The sequence below is a fragment of the Pseudomonas putida genome (genome assembly GCF_005080685.1).
Lineage (GTDB): Bacteria > Pseudomonadota > Gammaproteobacteria > Pseudomonadales > Pseudomonadaceae > Aquipseudomonas > Aquipseudomonas putida_V.
The window spans coordinates 526,498-543,950 of record NZ_CP039371.1; the positions used below are offsets into that span (position 1 = coordinate 526,498).

Genomic DNA, 17,453 nt, shown 5'->3' on the forward strand with positions numbered 1-17,453 from the left:
GGCCAGCGATGGAGGGATGTCGGGCCTATCGCCGGCAAGCCGACTCCAACGGGAGCGGGCTTGCCGGGGGGGGGGTCAGGCTTGTTGCTCGGCCAGTTGGTCGGCCAGGCGGACGAAGGCCGCCAGGTCGAGTTGTTCCGGGCGCAGGCTGCCGTCGACGCCGGCCGCCTCGATGGCTTGGCTGTCGAGCAGGCCTTTGAGGGTGTTGCGCAGGGTCTTGCGACGCTGGTTGAAGGCTTCGCGCACTACACGCTCGAGCAGCGCCGGATCCTTGGCCGGATAGGGCAGCACTTCGTGCGGGACCAGGCGGACGATGGCCGAATCGACCTTCGGCGGTGGGTTGAATGCCCCAGGGCCGACGTTGAACAGGTGTTCGACCCGGCAGTGGTACTGCACCATGATCGACAAGCGGCCCCAGTCGCCACCGCCAGGGCCAGCCGCCATGCGCTCGACCACTTCCTTCTGCAGCATGAAGTGCATGTCGCGGATCAGGCCGGCATGGCTGAGCAGGTGGAAGATCAGCGGGGTCGAGATGTTGTAGGGCAGGTTGCCGACTACCTTCAGGCTGCGCGGCGGCACGCCCAGCTGGTTGAAGTCGAACTTCAGGGCGTCGCCCTGGTGCAGGCGGAAGTTGTCACGCCCGGCGAACTTGTGTTGCAGGATCGGCACCAGGTCCTTGTCCAGCTCGACCACGTCCAGCTGCGCGCCGCTGCCCAGCAGGCCTTCGGTCAGTGCGCCCTGGCCTGGGCCGATTTCCAGCAGGTGTTCGCCAGCCTTGGCGTTGATCGCCCGCAGGATGCGGTCGATGATCCCTGCGTCATGCAGGAAGTTCTGGCCGAAACGCTTGCGCGCCCGGTGTTGGTAGTGCTCGTTCATGGTCGGTTCTCGGCCATCTGGTAGGCGGTTTGCAGGGCGACCCGCAGGCTGCCGGTGTCGACCTTGCCGCTGCCGGCCAGGTCCAGGGCGGTGCCATGATCGACCGACGTGCGGATGATCGGCAGGCCCAGGGTCACGTTGACCGCCGCGCCGAAGCCTTTGTACTTGAGTACGGGCAGGCCCTGGTCGTGGTACATCGCCAGCACTGCGTCGCAGTGCTCCAGATATTTGGGGGTAAACAGGGTATCGGCCGGCAGCGGGCCGCGCAGGTCCATGCCTTCGGTGCGCAAGCGGGCCAATGTCGGTTCGATGATGTCGATTTCTTCGCGGCCCAGGTGGCCGCCTTCTCCGGCATGCGGGTTGAGCCCGCACACCAGGATGCGCGGGTTGGCGATGCCGAACTTGTCCTGCATGTCGGCGTGCAGGATGCGAGTGACCCGTTCCACGCGCTCGGCGGTGATGGCATCGGCGATGTCGCGCAGTGGCAGGTGCGTGGTGACAAGGGCCACACGCAGGCCATGGGTGGCGAGCATCATCACCACCTGGGCGGTGTGGGTCAGGTCGGCGAGGAATTCGGTATGGCCGGAAAAACCGATACCGCTCTCGTTGATCACGCCTTTGTGTACAGGTGCGGTGATCATCCCGGCAAAGTTCCCGTCCAGGCAGCCAGTGCCCGCGCGGGTCAAGGTTTCCAGGACGAAGGCGGCATTGGCCTTGTCCAGCTGCCCTGGCACCACCGGGGCAGCCAGCGGCGTATCCCAGACGTAGAGGCTGCCGGCTGGCGCTGGCCGCTCGGGCCATTGGCCAGGCATGACCGGCACCAGGTCGACAGCCAGCCCCAGCCGGGTGGCCCGCTCGGCGAGCAGGTCACGGCTGGTGATGGCGATCAGGGGGTGCGGTTGGGGCTCGGCGGCGAGCAGCAGGCAAAGGTCGGGACCTATGCCGGCCGGCTCGCCGGGCGTAACGGCGAAGCGCAGGGGCTTCACTGGGCGGCCTGGTCGGCGCCAGGCAGCTTGATTTCAACGTAGGCTTCGTCGCGGATCTGGCGCAGCCAGGTCTGCAGCTCTTCGTCGTACTTGCGGTTGCGCAGCACGTTGAGTGCCTGTTGCTCGCGCGCCTGCTCGGTGCTGTCGGTGGCGCGACGGCCCAGCACTTCGAGGATGTGCCAGCCGTACTGGGTACGGAACGGACGGGTCACCTGGCCTTGGGCAGCGTTGGCCATTTGCTCGCGGAACTCCGGTACCAGGCTGTTCGGGTCTACCCAGTTGAGGTCGCCGCCGTTGAGCGCCGAGCCCGGGTCTTCCGAGAAACTCTTCGCCAGTTCAGCGAAATCTTCGCCATTCTGGATGCGCTCGTACAGGCGCTCGGCGAGTTGCTCGGTGGCCGCATCGCTGCGGATCTCGCTTGGCTTGATCAGGATGTGGCGCACGTGGACTTCGTCGCGCAGCACGTTCTCGCTGCCACCGCGCTTCTCCTCGAGCTTGAGAATGATGAAGCCGTTGGGGATGCGGATCGGCTGGGTGATGTCGCCGACGGCCATGCTGCTGAGCATCTTGGCGAAGTCAGGTGGCAACTGGCCGGCTTTGCGCCAGCCCATCTCGCCGCCTTCCAGGGCGTTCTCGCTGGCCGAACGGGCAATCGCCAGCTGGCCGAAGTCGGCGCCTTGCTTGAGTTGCTGGTACACATCGCCGACCTGGCGCGCCGCGGCCTGGATGGCCTCCGAGTTGGCGGCTTCCGGGGTCGGGATGAGGATGTTGGCCAGGCGGTACTCTTCGGACATCTGCATCTTGCCCAGGTCCGAGTTGAGGAAGTTCTTCACTTCCTGCTCGGATACCTGGATGCGCTCGGCCACGCGGCGCTGACGTACGCGGCTGATGATCATCTCGCGCTTGACCTGCTCGCGGGCGTCGTCGAACGACAGGCCGTCGTGGGCGAGGGCGGCGCGGAACTGGTCCAGGGACATGCCGTTGCGCTGGGCAATGGTGCCGATGGCCTGGTTGAGCTCTTCGTCGGTGATACGGATGCCGGAGCGCTCGCCGATCTGCAGCTGCAGGTTCTCGACGATCAGGCGTTCGAGGACCTGCTGCTCCAGCGCGCCGGACGGCGGTACGCCGCCGCCACGCTTGGCGATGGTCTGCTGGACTTCGCGCACGCGCTGGTCCAGCTGGCTCTGCATGACCACGTCGTTGTCGACGATGGCCACCACCCGGTCCAGGGGTTGCACCGCGGCATGTACCGCGCCACTCAGCAATGCAGCGCCCAACAGCAGTGGGCGCAGTCGATCAATAAGCTTGGTCTTCACGTGTACGGTAACCTTGAATGCCTTCGTCGAGGAAAGACTCGACCTTATTGCCTACGACACCGCCGAGGCCCTTGAGGACGATTTGCAGGAACACGCCGTGGTCGCCTTTTTCGTTCTGTGGCGCGGCTTGGCTGAAGTCGTCGTAGTCGAGCCAGTAACGGTTGATCAGGCGCAGCTTCCAGCAGCAGTTGTCATACTCGAAACCGCCCATGGCTTCCAGGGTGCGGTTGCGGTTGTAGTCATGCTGCCAACGGGCGATGACGCTCCACTGCGGCACGATCGGCCAGATGACCGAGAAGTCGTGCTGTTGGATCTTGTAGTAGTCCTTGATGTAGTTCGGGCTACCCGGAGTGCCATAGTCGCCACCCTCACCCCAGCGACCGGTCAGCGGGTCGTAACGAACGGTGTCGTTGCGATAGCGATAACCGACGTTGACGATCTTGTTCGGGTTTTCTTGCGGCTGGTAGTGGAACATCGCGCTACCCGAGCGCGGCTTGCGGCTGTCCGGATCCCAATTGTAGTCCGCGTTCAGGCGCCAGTCGCGGTTGAAGGCGAGCATGTATTCCAGCGCGTATGGCGATACATCGGACTGCGAGCTGTCGCGGGTACGCCAGTCGATGCCTGGCAGCTGGACCTTGCGGTCCTTGAAGTACAGGGCCTGGCCGACGCTGATGCGCTGGCGCTCGAAGCCGTCGTCCTGGATCCAGCGGTTGGTCACACCCAGCGACAGCTTGTTCTCGTCGCCGACGCGGTCGGAGCCGGAGAAGCGGTTTTCGCGGAACAGCGAGCCATAGTTGAAGTACGTTTCGCTGGTGTCGAAGACTGGAATGTCTTTCTGGTCTTCATACGGCACGTAGAGGTAGAACAGGCGCGGTTCGAGGGTCTGGCGGTAGTTCTCGCCGAACCACTGGGTGTTGCGGTCGAAGTACAGGCCGCTGTCGACGCTGAAAATCGGTACGCTGCGGCTCTGGGTGCTGGAGAAGTCGCCGCGCAGGTCGCGTGTGGCGTCGCTGGCGGTGGCCAGGTCGTTCTTGCCCTTGCTGTCCAGGTCCAGGTCGTAGTGGGTGTACATGTACGTCAGCTTCGGCTTGATGAAGCCGTAGCTCGCTTCCATCGGCAGGCTGATGGCCGGTGCGACGTTCAAACGGGTACCGTTGGCGCGCGCCAGGCCGAAGACGTTCTGGTCCAGACGGCGGCCATCGGCGCCGGCGGTGGTGTCCAGTTCGCCATCTTCGTTGAACACGGTGCCACTCTTCAGATCGCGCTCGAAGCGCACGGCTTCGGTCTTGTAGCTGAAGTCGAAGCCACCCGGATGGTACGGCAGCATGCCGTTGAGAGTGATCTGTGGCAGCTTGTTATACGGCGTAACCTTCGAGATGGTCGTCATCTCGTAGGCATGCATGTTGAACCGCGCGGTGTAATCGTCACCACGATAGGTCAAGGCACCCTGCTGGTTAACCGCATCACGGCTCTCTACGCCAATTTGGTCGGTTTCCAGATCCTGGAAGTAGAACGGATCGCTGATATCGGTGTAGTCAACCTCGGTCATCAGGCGCTCGTCCAGGCCACCTTTATGCTGCCAGTTGATCATCCAGCGCTGATCTTTGTAATCAGTCTGCAGCTTGCGATCGTCGTTCTTGTCGTTCAGGTACGCACCCCCGAACTGGCCTTCGCTGGACTTGGTCAGGTAGCGGAACTCACCTTCCATCAGCAGGCCACGCTTGGTCATGTAGCGCGGGTACAGCGTGGCGTCGTAGTTCGGCGCCAGGTTGAAGTAGTACGGCGTGACCAGCATGAAGCCGGTGTCGCTGCTGGTGCTGAACGATGGCGGCAGGAAGCCGGACTGGCGACGGTCATCGATCGGGAAGTAGATGTACGGTGTGTAGAACACCGGGAAATCCTTGACCCGCAGGGTGACGTTGGTCGCGGTACCGAAGCCGGTGGCCGGGTTCAGGGTGATGTTGTTGCCCTTCAGCTGCCAGGCGTTGCTGCCCGGTTCGCAGGTGGTGTACGTACCGTCCTTGAGGCGGATGATGGCGTTCTCGCCACGCTTGGCGTACAGGGCGTTGCCGCGGATGTGCGACTTGTGCATCACGTATTCGGCGTTGTCGACCTGGGCTTCGCCGGTGTCGAGCTGGATCTGCGCCTGGTCGCCGACGACCAGCGAGCCGTTGTCGCGAATCTTGACGTTGCCCTTGAGCTCGCCACGGTTCTCGGCCTGGTACAGGTTGGCTTCATCGGCCTCGGCCTGCATGCTGCCCTGGCGCATGACCACGTCACCGGCGAGGGTGGCGATCTGCTGCTCCTGCTGGTACTTGGAGACCTTGGCGTTGATGTAGGTCGGCGACTCGTCCTTGGGCGTGGTGTCGGCCATGCCTGGACGTGGCGGCTCGATGTAGGCGCCACCGCAGTACGGGCCGGTCTCGGCCAGCTGGGCAGCCGTGAGCTTTTCACGTGGGACCCAGTCCAGGTGGCTGTAGTCCTCGCTGCGCGACTTCAGGCCCCGGCCCTTGGCCTCGGTGACCAGCATCGGCTTGTCGGCGGACTCGGCTTCGCGGGTCTCGGCCTCGGTGCCGGAGGTCAGCGCAGCGCCATCGTGCACGGGGCGCGGTGGCAGATTGCTGGTAGGGGTCTTGGGCTTGCAGTCCCAACCACCGGAGGCGGACACTTGGCAGTCGAACTGCTCGGCAGCCACCACGTACGAGGTGGCCAGAGGTTGAAGGGCCAGCAGACCGCCGGTGACCAGCAACGGAAACTTTCTACGAAACGCGGGGGATTTCAATGCCATCTTATTAGTCCGGGCTTCCTGCGTGCCATCTGCCCGCGTGTGGGGGCCGCACGCCTCTCGATGGTCTGAAAAAGATGCTGGATAATAAAGCATGACCCGCTTGACGGCTAGGGCCGTCGGAGACCCTTGTAATGCCTGAACACGATGTACGCCTGCAACAACTGACTGTCTGGCTCGCCGAACAGCTCGAGAATCTGTACCAAGACAAAGCCTGGGGCGATGTGCCCGAGGGCAGCCTGACCGCCGCCAGCAGTGACGCGAGCTTCCGTCGCTACTTCCGCTGGCAGGGCGGCGAGCACAGTTTCGTGATCATGGATGCCCCCCGCCCCAGGAGAACTGCCGACCTTTCGTCGATATCGATCATTTGCTGGCGAGCGCCGGCGTGCACGTGCCGGTCATCCATGCCCAGGACCTCGAGCGCGGCTTCCTGCTGCTCGGTGACCTGGGGCACCAGACCTACCTGGACATCATCGATGCCGACAATGCCGACAGCCTGTTCGGCGATGCCATCGAGGCGTTGCTGAAATTCCAGCGCCTGCCGATGACTGCCTCGCTGCCAAGCTACGATGACGCGCTGCTGCGCCGCGAGGTCGAGTTGTTCCCGCAGTGGTACGTGGCGCGCGAGCTTGGCCGTGATTTCACGCCGGCCCAGCAACAGCGCTGGCAGCGGGTCAGCCAGTTGCTGATCGACAGCGCCCTGGCCCAGCCCAAGGTCCTGGTGCACCGCGACTACATGCCGCGCAACCTGATGCAGAGCGAGCCAAACCCCGGCGTGCTGGATTTCCAGGACGCGGTCTACGGCCCGGTCACCTACGACATCACCTGCCTGTTCAAGGATGCCTTCCTCAGTTGGCCCCAGCCCCGTGTCGAGGGTTGGCTGCGTGACTATTGGGAGCAGGCGCGTGCCGCGGGCATTGCGGTCCACACCGATTTCGAGACGTTCCACCTGGCCAGCGACCTGATGGGCGTGCAGCGCCACCTCAAGGTGATCGGTATCTTCGCGCGTATCTGCCATCGCGATGGCAAGCCGCGCTACCTGGCCGACGTGCCGCGTTTCTTCGCCTATATAGATGAAGTGATCAGCCGTCGTGCGGAATTGGCCGAACTGGGCGAGTTGATCGCCGAACTGAAGGCCGAGGCGCGTCCATGAAGGCGATGATCCTGGCGGCAGGCAAAGGCGAACGGATGCGCCCGCTGACCCTGCATACGCCAAAACCCCTGTTGCCGGTCGCCGGTCAGCCGTTGATCGAGTACCACCTGCGCGCCTTGGCCGCTGCGGGTTTCACCGAGGTGGTGATCAACCACGCCTGGCTTGGCCAGCAAATCGAGGAGCATTTGGGCGATGGCAGCCGCTTCGGCCTGAGCATCCGTTACTCGCCGGAAGGCGAGCCACTGGAAACCGGTGGCGGGATCTTCAAGGCCTTGCCTCTGCTCGGCGAGGGGCCCTTCCTGCTGATCAATGGCGACGTCTGGACCGACTACGACCTCGCCCGCCTGCGCGCACCCTTGCCGGGACTGGCGCATCTGGTACTGGTAGACAACCCCGGCCACCATGGGCGTGGCGACTTCCGTCTGCAAGGCACGCAGGTGGTCGATGGTGACGATGCCCCCGGTACTCTGACCTTCAGTGGCCTTTCGGTGCTTCACCCGGCCTTGTTCGATGGCTGCCAGCCGGGCGCCTTCAAGCTTGCGCCGCTGCTGCGCCAGGCCATGGCCGCCGGTCAGGTCAGCGGCGAGCACTACCTGGGCCGCTGGGTCGATGTCGGCACCCAGGAGCGCCTGGCCGAGGTCGAGCGCCTGATTGGCGAGCGCGCCTGAAATGTGGTGGCCAGGCACGGTGATCGGGTTGGGCGCAGGCTTCGCGGTCGCCAGCATTCCCGGGGCGCTGCTGGGTGCCTTGCTCGGCCAGGCGATGGACCGGCGCATTCGCGTGCAGGGCTGGGACGACATGCGCGAGCGCCTTGGCGGCCGGCCTGCCCTGCGCGACGAGGAGTTGCTGTTCGTGCTGCTTGGGCGCCTGGCCAAGAGCGATGGACGGGTGGCCGAGCAGCATATCCAGCAGGCCCGCCAGGAGATGCAGCGCCTGGACATGGCCGATGCGGCGCGCCTGCGGGCGATTGCCGCGTTCAACCGGGGCAAGGCAGGCAAGGATCGACTGGCCGGGCACCTGCGGCGTATTCGCCTGCAGCCGCACGCCGCCGAGGGCACCCTGCGCGCCTGTTGGCGCATGGCGTGGGCCGATGGCAAGGCCGGGCAGCATGAGCGTGACCTGCTGTTGGACTGGGGGCAGAAACTGGGGCTCAGCCGACGCCAGGTGCAAGCGATGTCGCTGGAGTACGAACCGCGCAAGGCGCCGGCCAACAGCGGCGTGATGACCTATGCCGCGGCACTGCGGTTGCTTGGCGTCGAGGCCAATAGCGAAGGTGATCGGGTCAAGCAGGCGTATCGGCGCCTGGTGAGCAAGCATCATCCAGACAAGCTGGCCGGTAGCGGAGCGAGTGAGGCGCAGGTGCGCGAGGCGACCGAGCGGACGCGCGAGCTGCACCAGGCGTATGCCCTGATCCGCAAGCGGCGGGGGCTGTAAGGACCTCATCGCCGGCAAGCCGGCTCCTACCCATATCACGCAGCCCTGGTAGGAGCCGGCTTGCCGGCGATCGGGGCGCTGCGGTTATTCCTTCGGCACCATCCATCCCCGCACCCGGCGGAACAGCTGTTCCTGCTCTGCCACGGCGTTACCCGGCATGGCGATCAGCGACAGCTGCTTGTACTGGCTTTCCTTCTGCCGCTTGCTGGCCTGCAAGCGCGATTCGGCTGCCTTGCGATCCACGTTGCGGGTAGCGAAGTACAGGTCGGCAGCCGGTACCTTCAGGGTCGGCGCCAGTGCTTCGAGATCCTGCTCGACCCGTGCCGGCGTCTGCGCAGCCACCATGACCAGCTTCTGCACCTGCGGTGGCTGCTTCTCGCTCAGATAGCGCGCCGCCCAGTAGGCACCGCTGCCATGGCCGATCAGCACGATGCTGCGCGAGTTGTGTTGCTGGGCGTAGGCCACCGCTGCGTCGAGGCGAGCGAAGATACGCTCGGCATCGGCCTGGTCGTTGTGCTCGCTCGCCTCGGCGGCATCGGTGCCTTCGGCGGTGTCGGCATCGGCTGCAGTTGCCTGGGCGACGTTGGCGTTGGCATCGTCCGGGGTGTCCTTGGCCGGGGCGCTTTCGCCCTTGCCCTGCTCCGGCGCTGGGGCGGGTTTGGCCTCGACCCGTGCCTGGGGGCGTTCGGCGAGCAGGTCGGGCAGGCTGACGCTCAGGCTGTGCCAGCCGATGTCGGGGAACTTGCGCCGCAGTGGGCCGACGGTGTCGGGCCAGTCGGCGCTCTCGCCAGCGCCGGGCACGATGATCACTGCGCCCTGGGGGTCGGCATCGTTGGCCGGCTTCCACAAGGCCAGGAAGCTTTCCGCACCGGCCTGCAAGGTTTGCTGTTCGGCCTTGGGTACGCGTGCCTCCAGGGCCAGGGCATCCTCCTGGCTGCGTTCCAGCAACGGCGCACGTACAGTAGCGGCGGCAGGCGCTTCGGCCGCCGCCTGGGGTGGTTCGGCTTCGGCGGCCAGGGCCCCGAGCGGAAGGATCGAAGCCAGGCAGCACATTGCCAGCGTCGTGCGATAAAGTGTGGACATGAATCAACCCAAGGCCAGAATGATACCGGCAGCCTAATAGTATTTGCCCGCGACGGCCATGCTGCATGGCCGTCCTTGCCAGGACGAGCGTGTAGATGAAGCGACTGCGTCACCTGTTGGTTATCGGCTGTTTGTGTCTGCCCTTGATCGCTTGGGCAAGGCCTGAGGTGGCACCGCAGGTGGTGCTCGATCCTGCGCAGCAGCAGTGGCTCGATGCCCATCGCACCCTGCGTGTCGGCGTGGTATTGCAGGCGCCATACGCCCAGTTCGACCGGCGCTTGCAGCAGCTCTACGGAGCCAATGTGGAGCTGATAAACGGGCTCGCCCAAGCCTTGCGGCTGGATCTTACCTGGCGCACGTTCGCCGACCAGGGCAGTCTCGAGCATGCCCTCCAGGCCGGTGAGATCGACTTCGCCCCAGGGCTTACGCAGACGCCAGCCAGCCTGCGCCGATGGTTGTTCAGCGACCCCTACATGCGCGTGCCGCAGTTGCTGGTGGGGCTGCGTGGCAACAGCCAGACGGCCGTGGAGCTTGAAAAGCTCGGCGTCGATGAGCGGGTGGCGGTGCGCATGCCGGGCGCCCTGGCCGATTACCTGCGCGGCAACTACGCCAACCTCAACCTGCAGGGCGTGCCCGATGAGCGTGAGGCCTTGCAGTTGGTGGTCGCCGGCCAGGCCAGCTACGCCGTGCTCGACGAAGCCCAGCTCAGTCGCCTGTCCCGCGAGAGCGAGTTCGGCGATTTGGCTGTGGTCGGCGACATCGGTTTGCCGCAACTGCTGCGGGTCGGCTCCCGACGCGACTGGCCAGTGTTGGCCGAGGTGCTGGAAAAGGGCTTGCAGGCCATGCCCGCCAGGGATCTGGAGCAATTGCACGGGCGCTGGCTGCAACCCAGGCATACGCGCTTCAGTGAGTCGCCGGGCTTCTGGCAGAACCTTGCCTGGCTGTTCGGCATGTTGCTGTTGTGCGCCTTCGCCACCTTGCTCTGGCAGCGCCGCGAGCAGCAGCGCCTGGAGCGCGATCTGCTGGCGGCGCGCGAGCACCTGGCCGAGCGCCAGGTCCGCGAGGAGGCATTGCGCTTGAGCCAGTTCGCCAGCGACCAGAGCACGGTGGGCATTCTCTGGGTCAACTGGGACAGCCATGTGCGCTATGCCAACCATGCCGTCCAGCACATGCTGGGGTATGCCGAGGGCGAATTGCTCGAGCGACCGCTGGTGGACTTCGAGCCTCAGTTGACCATGGACCGCTGGCTGGAGTTGTGGAAGGGCGCACGTGGCGGCGATGCCGCGCTGGCGGCGTTCGAGACCCACTGCCTGCGCGCCGATGGCACGCTGATGCCGGTGGCCGTGTCGCTGAGCTTCCTGCGTTTTCGCGATGCCGAGTACCTGGTGGTGTACATCGCCGACGTCACCGAGCGCCAGCGGGCACTGGCAGCGCTGCGCGAGAGCGAGGCGCGGCTCAAGGGCATTGCTGCCAACGTCCCTGGCCTGGTGTTCCGGCTGGAGCGCGACCCGGCCGAAGGCGACCTGGAGTTTCCCTATATCAGCGAGGGCAGCGAGGCGTTGGTCGGCTATCTGCCCAGTGAAATCCAGCATCCGCAGATGGGCCTGCGCAACCTCGTGCACCCCGATGACCGTGCCGATTACCATCGGGTCCAGGACCTGGCCTTGGCCAGCGACCAGGACTGGTCGTGGCAGGGGCGTATCCTGACCCGCCAGGGCGAGCAGCGCTGGGCCGACATCAAGGCCAGCACGCGGCGCCTGGCCAATGGCCGGGTCGTCTGGGATGGCATCGTCTGGGACATCACCCAGGGCAAGCGGGCAGAGTTGGAGCTGGCGCGTTCCCAGGAGCAACTGCGCGAATTGTCGGCGCACCTGGAAAGCGTGCGTGAAGAGGAAAAGGCGCGCATCGCCCGCGAAGTGCATGATGAGCTGGGGCAGATGCTCACGGTGCTCAAGCTCGAGGTGTCGATGTGCGAACTGGCCTACGCCGAGCTGGACCCAGGCCTGGGCGAGCGCATGGCGAGCATGAAACGGCTGATCGCGCAGTTGTTCCAATTGGCGCGTGACGTGGCCAGCGCATTGCGCCCGCCGATCCTCGACGCCGGTATCGCCTCGGCCATCGAGTGGCAGGCGCGCCGCTTCGAGGCGCGCACGCAGATTCCATGCCTGGTGCAGGTCCCGGATTGTCTGCCAGCATTGAGCGATGCCAAGGCCACCGGGCTGTTCCGCATTCTTCAAGAGGCGCTGACCAATGTCATGCGCCATGCCCAGGCGCACAGCGTGGAGATCGAACTGGCGCACGAGCGCGGGCAGCTCCGCATGACCGTCAGCGACGATGGCGTGGGCTTCTGCCGCGAGCAGCCGCGGCCTTCGTCGTTCGGCCTGGTGGGCGTGCGCGAGCGGGTGCTGATGCTCGGTGGCAGCATGGCATTGGACAGCGAACCGGGCGAGGGCACCAGCCTGAGCGTGACGATACCGTTGGAAACAGGAGAACGAGCGTGATTCGAGTGCTGGTGGCCGAAGACCACACCATCGTCCGTGAAGGCATCAAGCAATTGATCGGCCTGGCCAAGGACATGCAGGTGGCCGGTGAAGCGGGGAATGGCGAGCAACTGTTGGAGACCCTGCGCCATACGCCGTGCGAGGTGGTGCTGCTGGACATCTCGATGCCTGGCGTCAATGGCCTGGAGGCGATCCCGCGGATACGCGCCCTGGCCGATGCCCCGGCGATCCTGATGCTGTCGATGCACGACGAGGCGCAGATGGCCGCACGCGCGCTCAAGGCCGGTGCCGCCGGCTATGCCACCAAGGACAGCGACCCCGCGCTGCTGCTCACCGCCATTCGCCGGGTGGCAGGTGGCGGGCGCTACATCGACCCGGCCCTGGCCGACCGCATGGTCTTCGAGGTCGGCCTGACCGAGACCCGGCCGCTGCACACGCTGTTGTCGGAGCGCGAGTTCTCGGTGTTCGAACGTCTGGCCCAGGGCGCCAACGTCAACGACATCGCCCAGCAACTGGCGTTGTCGAGCAAGACCATCAGCACCCACAAGGCGCGGCTGATGCAGAAGCTGCGGGTCAATTCACTGGCCGAGCTGGTGAAGTACGCCATGGAACACAAGCTTATCTAAAAGCGACGTGGCTGTAGGGGGATCCCTACAGCGAGATTGCCATCAGACTGATGGCAATCTCTCAGTGCCCCCGATTTTCGGGCGCCCGCGGCTCTTCTACGCTGTTGCCCACGCAGTCATCCAAGAGAAAGGTGCAGGCATGAGCGAGGCGAATTCGAACGCTGCCAGCGGTGAGACACTGGTCAGCTTTCGCGGTGTGCAGAAGAGCTACGACGGCGAATCGCTGATCGTCAAGAACCTGAACCTGGACATCCGCAAAGGTGAGTTCCTGACCCTGCTCGGCCCCTCGGGCTCGGGCAAGACCACCAGCCTGATGATGCTCGCCGGCTTCGAGACGCCTACCGCTGGCGAGATCCAGCTGGCCGGCCGCTCGATCAACAACGTGCCGCCGCACAAACGCGACATCGGCATGGTGTTCCAGAACTACGCCCTGTTCCCGCACATGACCGTGGCCGAGAACCTGGCCTTTCCGTTGAGCGTGCGCAACCTGAGCAAGACCGACATCAGCGAGCGGGTCAAACGCGTGCTCGGCATGGTCCAGCTCGATGCCTTCGCCAAGCGTTACCCCGGCCAGCTTTCCGGCGGCCAGCAGCAGCGGGTGGCGCTGGCCCGGGCACTGGTCTTCGAGCCGCAGCTGGTGCTGATGGACGAACCGCTCGGCGCGCTCGACAAGCAACTGCGCGAACACATGCAGATGGAGATCAAGCACATCCACCAGCGCCTGGGCGTGACCGTGGTCTACGTGACCCACGATCAGGGCGAGGCGCTGACCATGTCCGACCGCGTGGCGGTGTTCCATCAGGGCGAGATCCAGCAGATCGCCGACCCCCGCACCCTCTACGAAGAGCCTTGCAACACCTTCGTCGCCAACTTCATCGGCGAGAACAATCGCATCAACGGCATCCTCCTTGGCAGCGACGGCGAGCGCTGCCAGGTCCAGCTGGCGCGTGGGGAGCGCGTCGAGGCCCTGGCGGTGAACGTCGGCCAGGCCGGCGAGCCGGTAACGCTGTCGATCCGCCCCGAGCGCGTGCGTCTGAATGGCCACAGCGACCGTTGCGTCAACCGCTTTTCCGGGCGAGTCGCCGAGTTCATCTACCTGGGCGACCACGTGCGGGTGCGCCTGGAGGTGTGCGGCAAGGCCGATTTCTTCGTCAAGCAGCCGATCGCCGAACTCGACCCCGCCCTGAGCGTCGGCGATGTGGTGCCGTTGGGCTGGGCGATCGAACACGCCCGTGCGCTCGACCCGATTGCCGAAACCCTCTGATGGACCGCTTCACCAACCCTGTACTGTGGAGAGAAGAATAATGCACAAGCAGTTGAAGATGACCGCTCTGGCCCTAGGCTTAGTTATCGCCGGCCAGGCCCTGGCAGCGGATCTCACCGTGGTGTCCTTCGGCGGTGCCAACAAGGCAGCGCAGGTCAAGGCGTTCTACGAGCCTTGGGAGAAGGCAGGCAAAGGCAAGATCGTCGCCGGTGAATACAACGGTGAAATGGCCAAGGTCAAGGCCATGGTCGACACCAACAGCGTGTCCTGGAACCTGGTCGAGGTCGAGTCGCCGGAACTGGCCCGGGGGTGTGACGAAGGCATGTTCGAGGAACTCGACCCCGCGCTGTTCGGCAATGAGTCCGACTACGTCAAGGGTGCTATCCAGCCGTGCGGCGTAGGCTTCTTCGTCTGGTCGACCGTGTTGGCGTACAATGCCGACAAGCTCAAGACCGCCCCCACCAGCTGGGCCGATTTCTGGGACACCAAGAAATTTCCGGGCAAGCGCGGCCTGCGCAAGGGCGCCAAGTACACCCTCGAGTTCGCCCTGATGGCCGACGGCGTGGCACCCAAGGACGTCTACCAGGTGCTGGGCACCAAGGAAGGTGTGGACCGTGCGTTCAAGAAGCTCGACGAGCTCAAGCCGAGCATCCAGTGGTGGGAAGCCGGCGCCCAGCCGCCGCAGTACCTGGCCTCGGGTGACGTGGTCATGAGCTCGGCCTATAACGGCCGGATCGCGGCGGTACAGAAAGAGAGCAACCTCAAGGTGGTGTGGAACGGCGGCATCTACGACTTCGACGCCTGGGCCATTCCCAAAGGCGCCAAGGATGCGGAGCAAGCGAAGCAGTTCATCGCCTTCAGCGTGCAGCCCGAGCAGCAGAAAACCTATTCCGAAAACATCGCCTACGGCCCGGCCAATGCCAAGGCGGTAGACATGCTGTCGGACGAGGTGAAGAAAGACATGCCGACCACGCCTGAAAACATCGCCAACCAGGTGCAGATCGACGTGGCCTTCTGGGCCGATAACAGCGAGCAGTTGGAACAACGCTTCAACGCGTGGGCTGCGAAGAAGTGACCGCCCAGTAAGCGTGGCCGCCATCGCCGGCAGGCCGGCTCCTAGCAGAACCGCCAGATCTCTGTAGGAGCCGGCTTGCCGGCGATGGGCCGGACAGCAGCCCGATCGACCCTGTTTTTACTGTTTCGTGGAGTTCGCCATGGCCATTTCAGTGCCGCTCAATGAAGGCGCAGGTCCCAATCTCAAGCAGCGCCTCAAGCACGCCGAGCGGGTCAACCGCTGGAAGGCGCAGGCGTTGATCGCGCCGCTGGCGCTGTTTCTGCTGCTGGTGTTCCTGGTGCCGATTGCCGCGCTCCTGTACAAGAGCGTCGGCAACCCCGAGGTGGTCGCCGGCCTGCCGCGCACCGTCGAGCTGGTATCGCAGTGGGACGGCAAGGGCTTGCCCGATGAAACGGCGTACCAGGCACTGAGCCAGGACCTGGCCGAATCGCGCAAGAACCAGACCCTGGGCGACCTCTCCAAACGCCTGAACATGGAACTGGCCGGCTACCGCAGCCTGCTGGCCAAGACCGCGCGGGCGTTGCCGTTCAAAAGCGAACCCGCTTCCTATAAAGATGCCTTGCAAGCCCTCGACGAGCGTTGGGGTGATCCTGCCTACTGGCAGGCGATCCGGCGCAACACCAGTCAGGTGACCTCGTTCTACCTGCTGGCCGCGCTCGATCACCGCATCGACGACCTGGGCGAATTGGCCAAGGCCACCCCGGATCAGGCCATCTACCTGGATATCTTCGCCCGCACCCTGTGGATGGGCGTGGTGATCACCGCCATCTGCCTGCTGCTGGCCTACCCCTTGGCCTACCTGCTGGCGAACCTGCCGACCCGGCAAAGCAACCTGTTGATGATCCTCGTGCTGTTGCCGTTCTGGACGTCGATCCTGGTGCGGGTGGCAGCCTGGATCGTGCTGTTGCAGTCGGGCGGGCTGATCAACAGCGCGCTGATGGCCATGGGCATCATCGACCAACCGCTGGAGCTGGTGTTCAACCGCACGGGGGTGTACATCTCGATGGTGCACATCCTGCTGCCGTTCATGATCCTGCCGTTGTACAGCGTGATGAAGGGCATCTCGCCCAGCTACTTGCGTGCGGCGATCTCGCTGGGTTGCCATCCGTTCACCAGCTTCTGGCGGGTGTACTTCCCGCAGACCTACGCCGGCGTCGGTGCCGGTTGCCTGCTGGTGTTCATCCTGGCCATCGGCTACTACATCACGCCGGCATTGCTGGGCAGCCCGAACGACCAGATGGTCAGTTACTTCGTGGCGTTCTACACCAACACCAGCATCAACTGGGGCATGGCTACCGCGCTGGGCGGGCTGTTGCTGCTGGCCACCGTGCTGTTGTACCTGATCTATAGCTGGCTGGTCGGTGCCAGCCGCCTGCGCCTGAGCTGAGGAGCTTCGTCATGCTGAGCCCATACATGTCGCCCGTGGAGCGGGTCTGGTTCTACAGCCTGCGTATCCTCTGCGGCTTGATCTTGCTGTTCCTGGTGCTGCCGGTGCTGGTCATCGTGCCGTTGTCGTTCAACAGCGGCAGCTTCCTGGTGTACCCGCTGCAGGGTTTTTCGCTGCAGTGGTACCACGATTTCTTCGCCTCGGCCGAATGGATGCGGGCCCTGAAGAACAGCATCATCGTCGCCCCGGCGGCCACCGCACTGGCCATGGTGTTCGGCACCCTGGCGGCGATCGGCCTTACCCGCGGCGATTTTCCCGGCAAGTCGCTGGTGATGGCGCTGGTGATCTCGCCGATGGTGGTGCCGGTGGTGATCATCGGCGTGGCCAGCTACCTGTTCTTCGCGCCGCTGGGCCTGGGTAACAGTTTCATCTCGTTGATCCTGGTGCATGCGGTGCTGGGCGTGCCGTTCGTCATCATCACCGTGTCGGCGACCTTGCAGGGCTTCAACTACAACCTGGTGCGCGCGGCCGCCAGTCTCGGCGCCTCGCCGTTGCTGGCGTTCCGCCGGGTGACCTTGCCGCTGATCGCGCCAGGGGTGATCAGCGGTGCGTTGTTCGCCTTCGCTACGTCGTTCGACGAGGTGGTGGTCACGTTGTTTCTGGCCGGGCCCGAACAGGCGACCCTGCCGCGGCAGATGTTCAGTGGCATTCGCGAGAACCTGAGCCCGACGATTGCCGCGGCGGCGACGTTGTTGATCGTCTTTTCGGTGGTGTTGCTGCTGACCCTGGAATGGCTGCGCGGGCGTAGCGAGAAGTTGCGGACCCAGCAACCGGCGTAATGGTGTGTCGCCTGTCCCGGCCCTTTCGCGCCGAACCGCCGCGAAAGGGCCTGGACAGGCATTAGCCGCTGGTAGACACCCATTGATACCAATCAGCCCTGATCGGTTTCCCTGAGTTACAATGCGCG

General features: G+C 64.7%; 13 protein-coding genes and 1 pseudogene. 9 read left to right on the top strand and 5 right to left on the bottom strand.

What is annotated here, in order from left to right; genetic code table 11:
• Positions 1-75 precede the first annotated feature (75 nt).
• The 4 genes from rsmA to E6B08_RS02505 are packed head-to-tail and all read right to left on the bottom strand — an operon-like array spanning position 76 to position 5,966.
• Positions 76-876, bottom strand: a complete 801-nt coding sequence (rsmA, locus tag E6B08_RS02490; RefSeq protein ID WP_136912636.1) for a 16S rRNA (adenine(1518)-N(6)/adenine(1519)-N(6))-dimethyltransferase RsmA — start codon at positions 874-876, stop codon at positions 76-78.
• Positions 873-1,862 carry a 4-hydroxythreonine-4-phosphate dehydrogenase PdxA gene (gene pdxA, locus E6B08_RS02495; RefSeq protein WP_136912637.1) on the bottom strand — a complete coding sequence of 330 codons (990 nt, stop codon included), beginning with the start codon at positions 1,860-1,862 and terminating at the stop codon, positions 873-875. Before pdxA ends, rsmA begins: the two co-directional genes overlap by 4 nt.
• Complete coding sequence (gene surA / locus E6B08_RS02500; protein WP_136912638.1) at positions 1,859-3,178, bottom strand: peptidylprolyl isomerase SurA; 1,320 nt, start codon at positions 3,176-3,178, stop codon at positions 1,859-1,861. The genes pdxA and surA overlap by 4 nt, the downstream gene beginning before the upstream one ends.
• Positions 3,159-5,966: an LPS-assembly protein LptD gene (locus tag E6B08_RS02505; RefSeq protein ID WP_136912639.1), complete on the bottom strand. Its 2,808-nt coding sequence runs from the start codon at positions 5,964-5,966 to the stop codon at positions 3,159-3,161. Before E6B08_RS02505 ends, surA begins: the two co-directional genes overlap by 20 nt.
• A 131-nt stretch (positions 5,967-6,097) precedes the next feature.
• Between E6B08_RS02505 and E6B08_RS02510 the strand changes: the two are divergent.
• The 3 genes and pseudogenes from E6B08_RS02510 to E6B08_RS02520 all read left to right on the top strand — a co-directional run bounded on the left by E6B08_RS02510 (position 6,098) and on the right by E6B08_RS02520 (position 8,550).
• Positions 6,098-7,116: pseudogene (locus tag E6B08_RS02510) on the top strand (aminoglycoside phosphotransferase family protein).
• Positions 7,113-7,784 carry an N-acetylmuramate alpha-1-phosphate uridylyltransferase MurU gene (gene murU, locus E6B08_RS02515; protein WP_136912640.1) on the top strand — a complete coding sequence of 224 codons (672 nt, stop codon included), beginning with the start codon at positions 7,113-7,115 and terminating at the stop codon, positions 7,782-7,784. The pseudogene E6B08_RS02510 and the gene murU overlap by 4 nt, the downstream one beginning before the upstream one ends.
• Position 7,785: 1 nt before the next feature.
• The gene (locus tag E6B08_RS02520; RefSeq protein ID WP_136917316.1) at positions 7,786-8,550 is read left to right on the top strand and encodes a TerB family tellurite resistance protein; all 765 of its coding nucleotides are present in this window, start codon (positions 7,786-7,788) and stop codon (positions 8,548-8,550) included.
• Positions 8,551-8,634: 84 nt separating this feature from the next.
• Here E6B08_RS02520 and E6B08_RS02525 read toward each other — a convergent pair whose 3' ends face one another.
• The gene (locus E6B08_RS02525; RefSeq protein ID WP_136912641.1) at positions 8,635-9,633 is read right to left on the bottom strand and encodes an alpha/beta hydrolase family protein; all 999 of its coding nucleotides are present in this window, start codon (positions 9,631-9,633) and stop codon (positions 8,635-8,637) included.
• A gap of 95 nt (positions 9,634-9,728) precedes the next feature.
• Between E6B08_RS02525 and E6B08_RS02530 the strand changes: the two genes are divergently transcribed.
• From E6B08_RS02530 to E6B08_RS02555, 6 genes are all read left to right on the top strand, one after another.
• Positions 9,729-12,134, top strand: coding sequence for a PAS domain S-box protein (locus E6B08_RS02530; RefSeq protein ID WP_136912642.1), 2,406 nt, complete (start codon positions 9,729-9,731; stop codon positions 12,132-12,134).
• Positions 12,131-12,760, top strand: coding sequence for a response regulator transcription factor (locus E6B08_RS02535; protein ID WP_136912643.1), 630 nt, complete (start codon positions 12,131-12,133; stop codon positions 12,758-12,760). Before E6B08_RS02530 ends, E6B08_RS02535 begins: the two co-directional genes overlap by 4 nt.
• Before the next feature lie 139 nt (positions 12,761-12,899).
• Complete coding sequence (locus tag E6B08_RS02540) at positions 12,900-14,024, top strand: ABC transporter ATP-binding protein (RefSeq protein ID WP_136912644.1); 1,125 nt, start codon at positions 12,900-12,902, stop codon at positions 14,022-14,024.
• Between the two features lie 40 nt (positions 14,025-14,064).
• Positions 14,065-15,099, top strand: coding sequence for an ABC transporter substrate-binding protein (locus E6B08_RS02545; protein ID WP_136912645.1), 1,035 nt, complete (start codon positions 14,065-14,067; stop codon positions 15,097-15,099).
• Positions 15,100-15,238: 139 nt separating this feature from the next.
• Positions 15,239-16,486 carry an ABC transporter permease gene (locus E6B08_RS02550; RefSeq protein ID WP_136912646.1) on the top strand — a complete coding sequence of 416 codons (1,248 nt, stop codon included), beginning with the start codon at positions 15,239-15,241 and terminating at the stop codon, positions 16,484-16,486.
• 11 nt (positions 16,487-16,497) lie between these two features.
• Positions 16,498-17,325, top strand: coding sequence for an ABC transporter permease (locus E6B08_RS02555; RefSeq protein ID WP_136912647.1), 828 nt, complete (start codon positions 16,498-16,500; stop codon positions 17,323-17,325).
• The last annotated feature ends 128 nt before the right edge of the window (positions 17,326-17,453 follow it).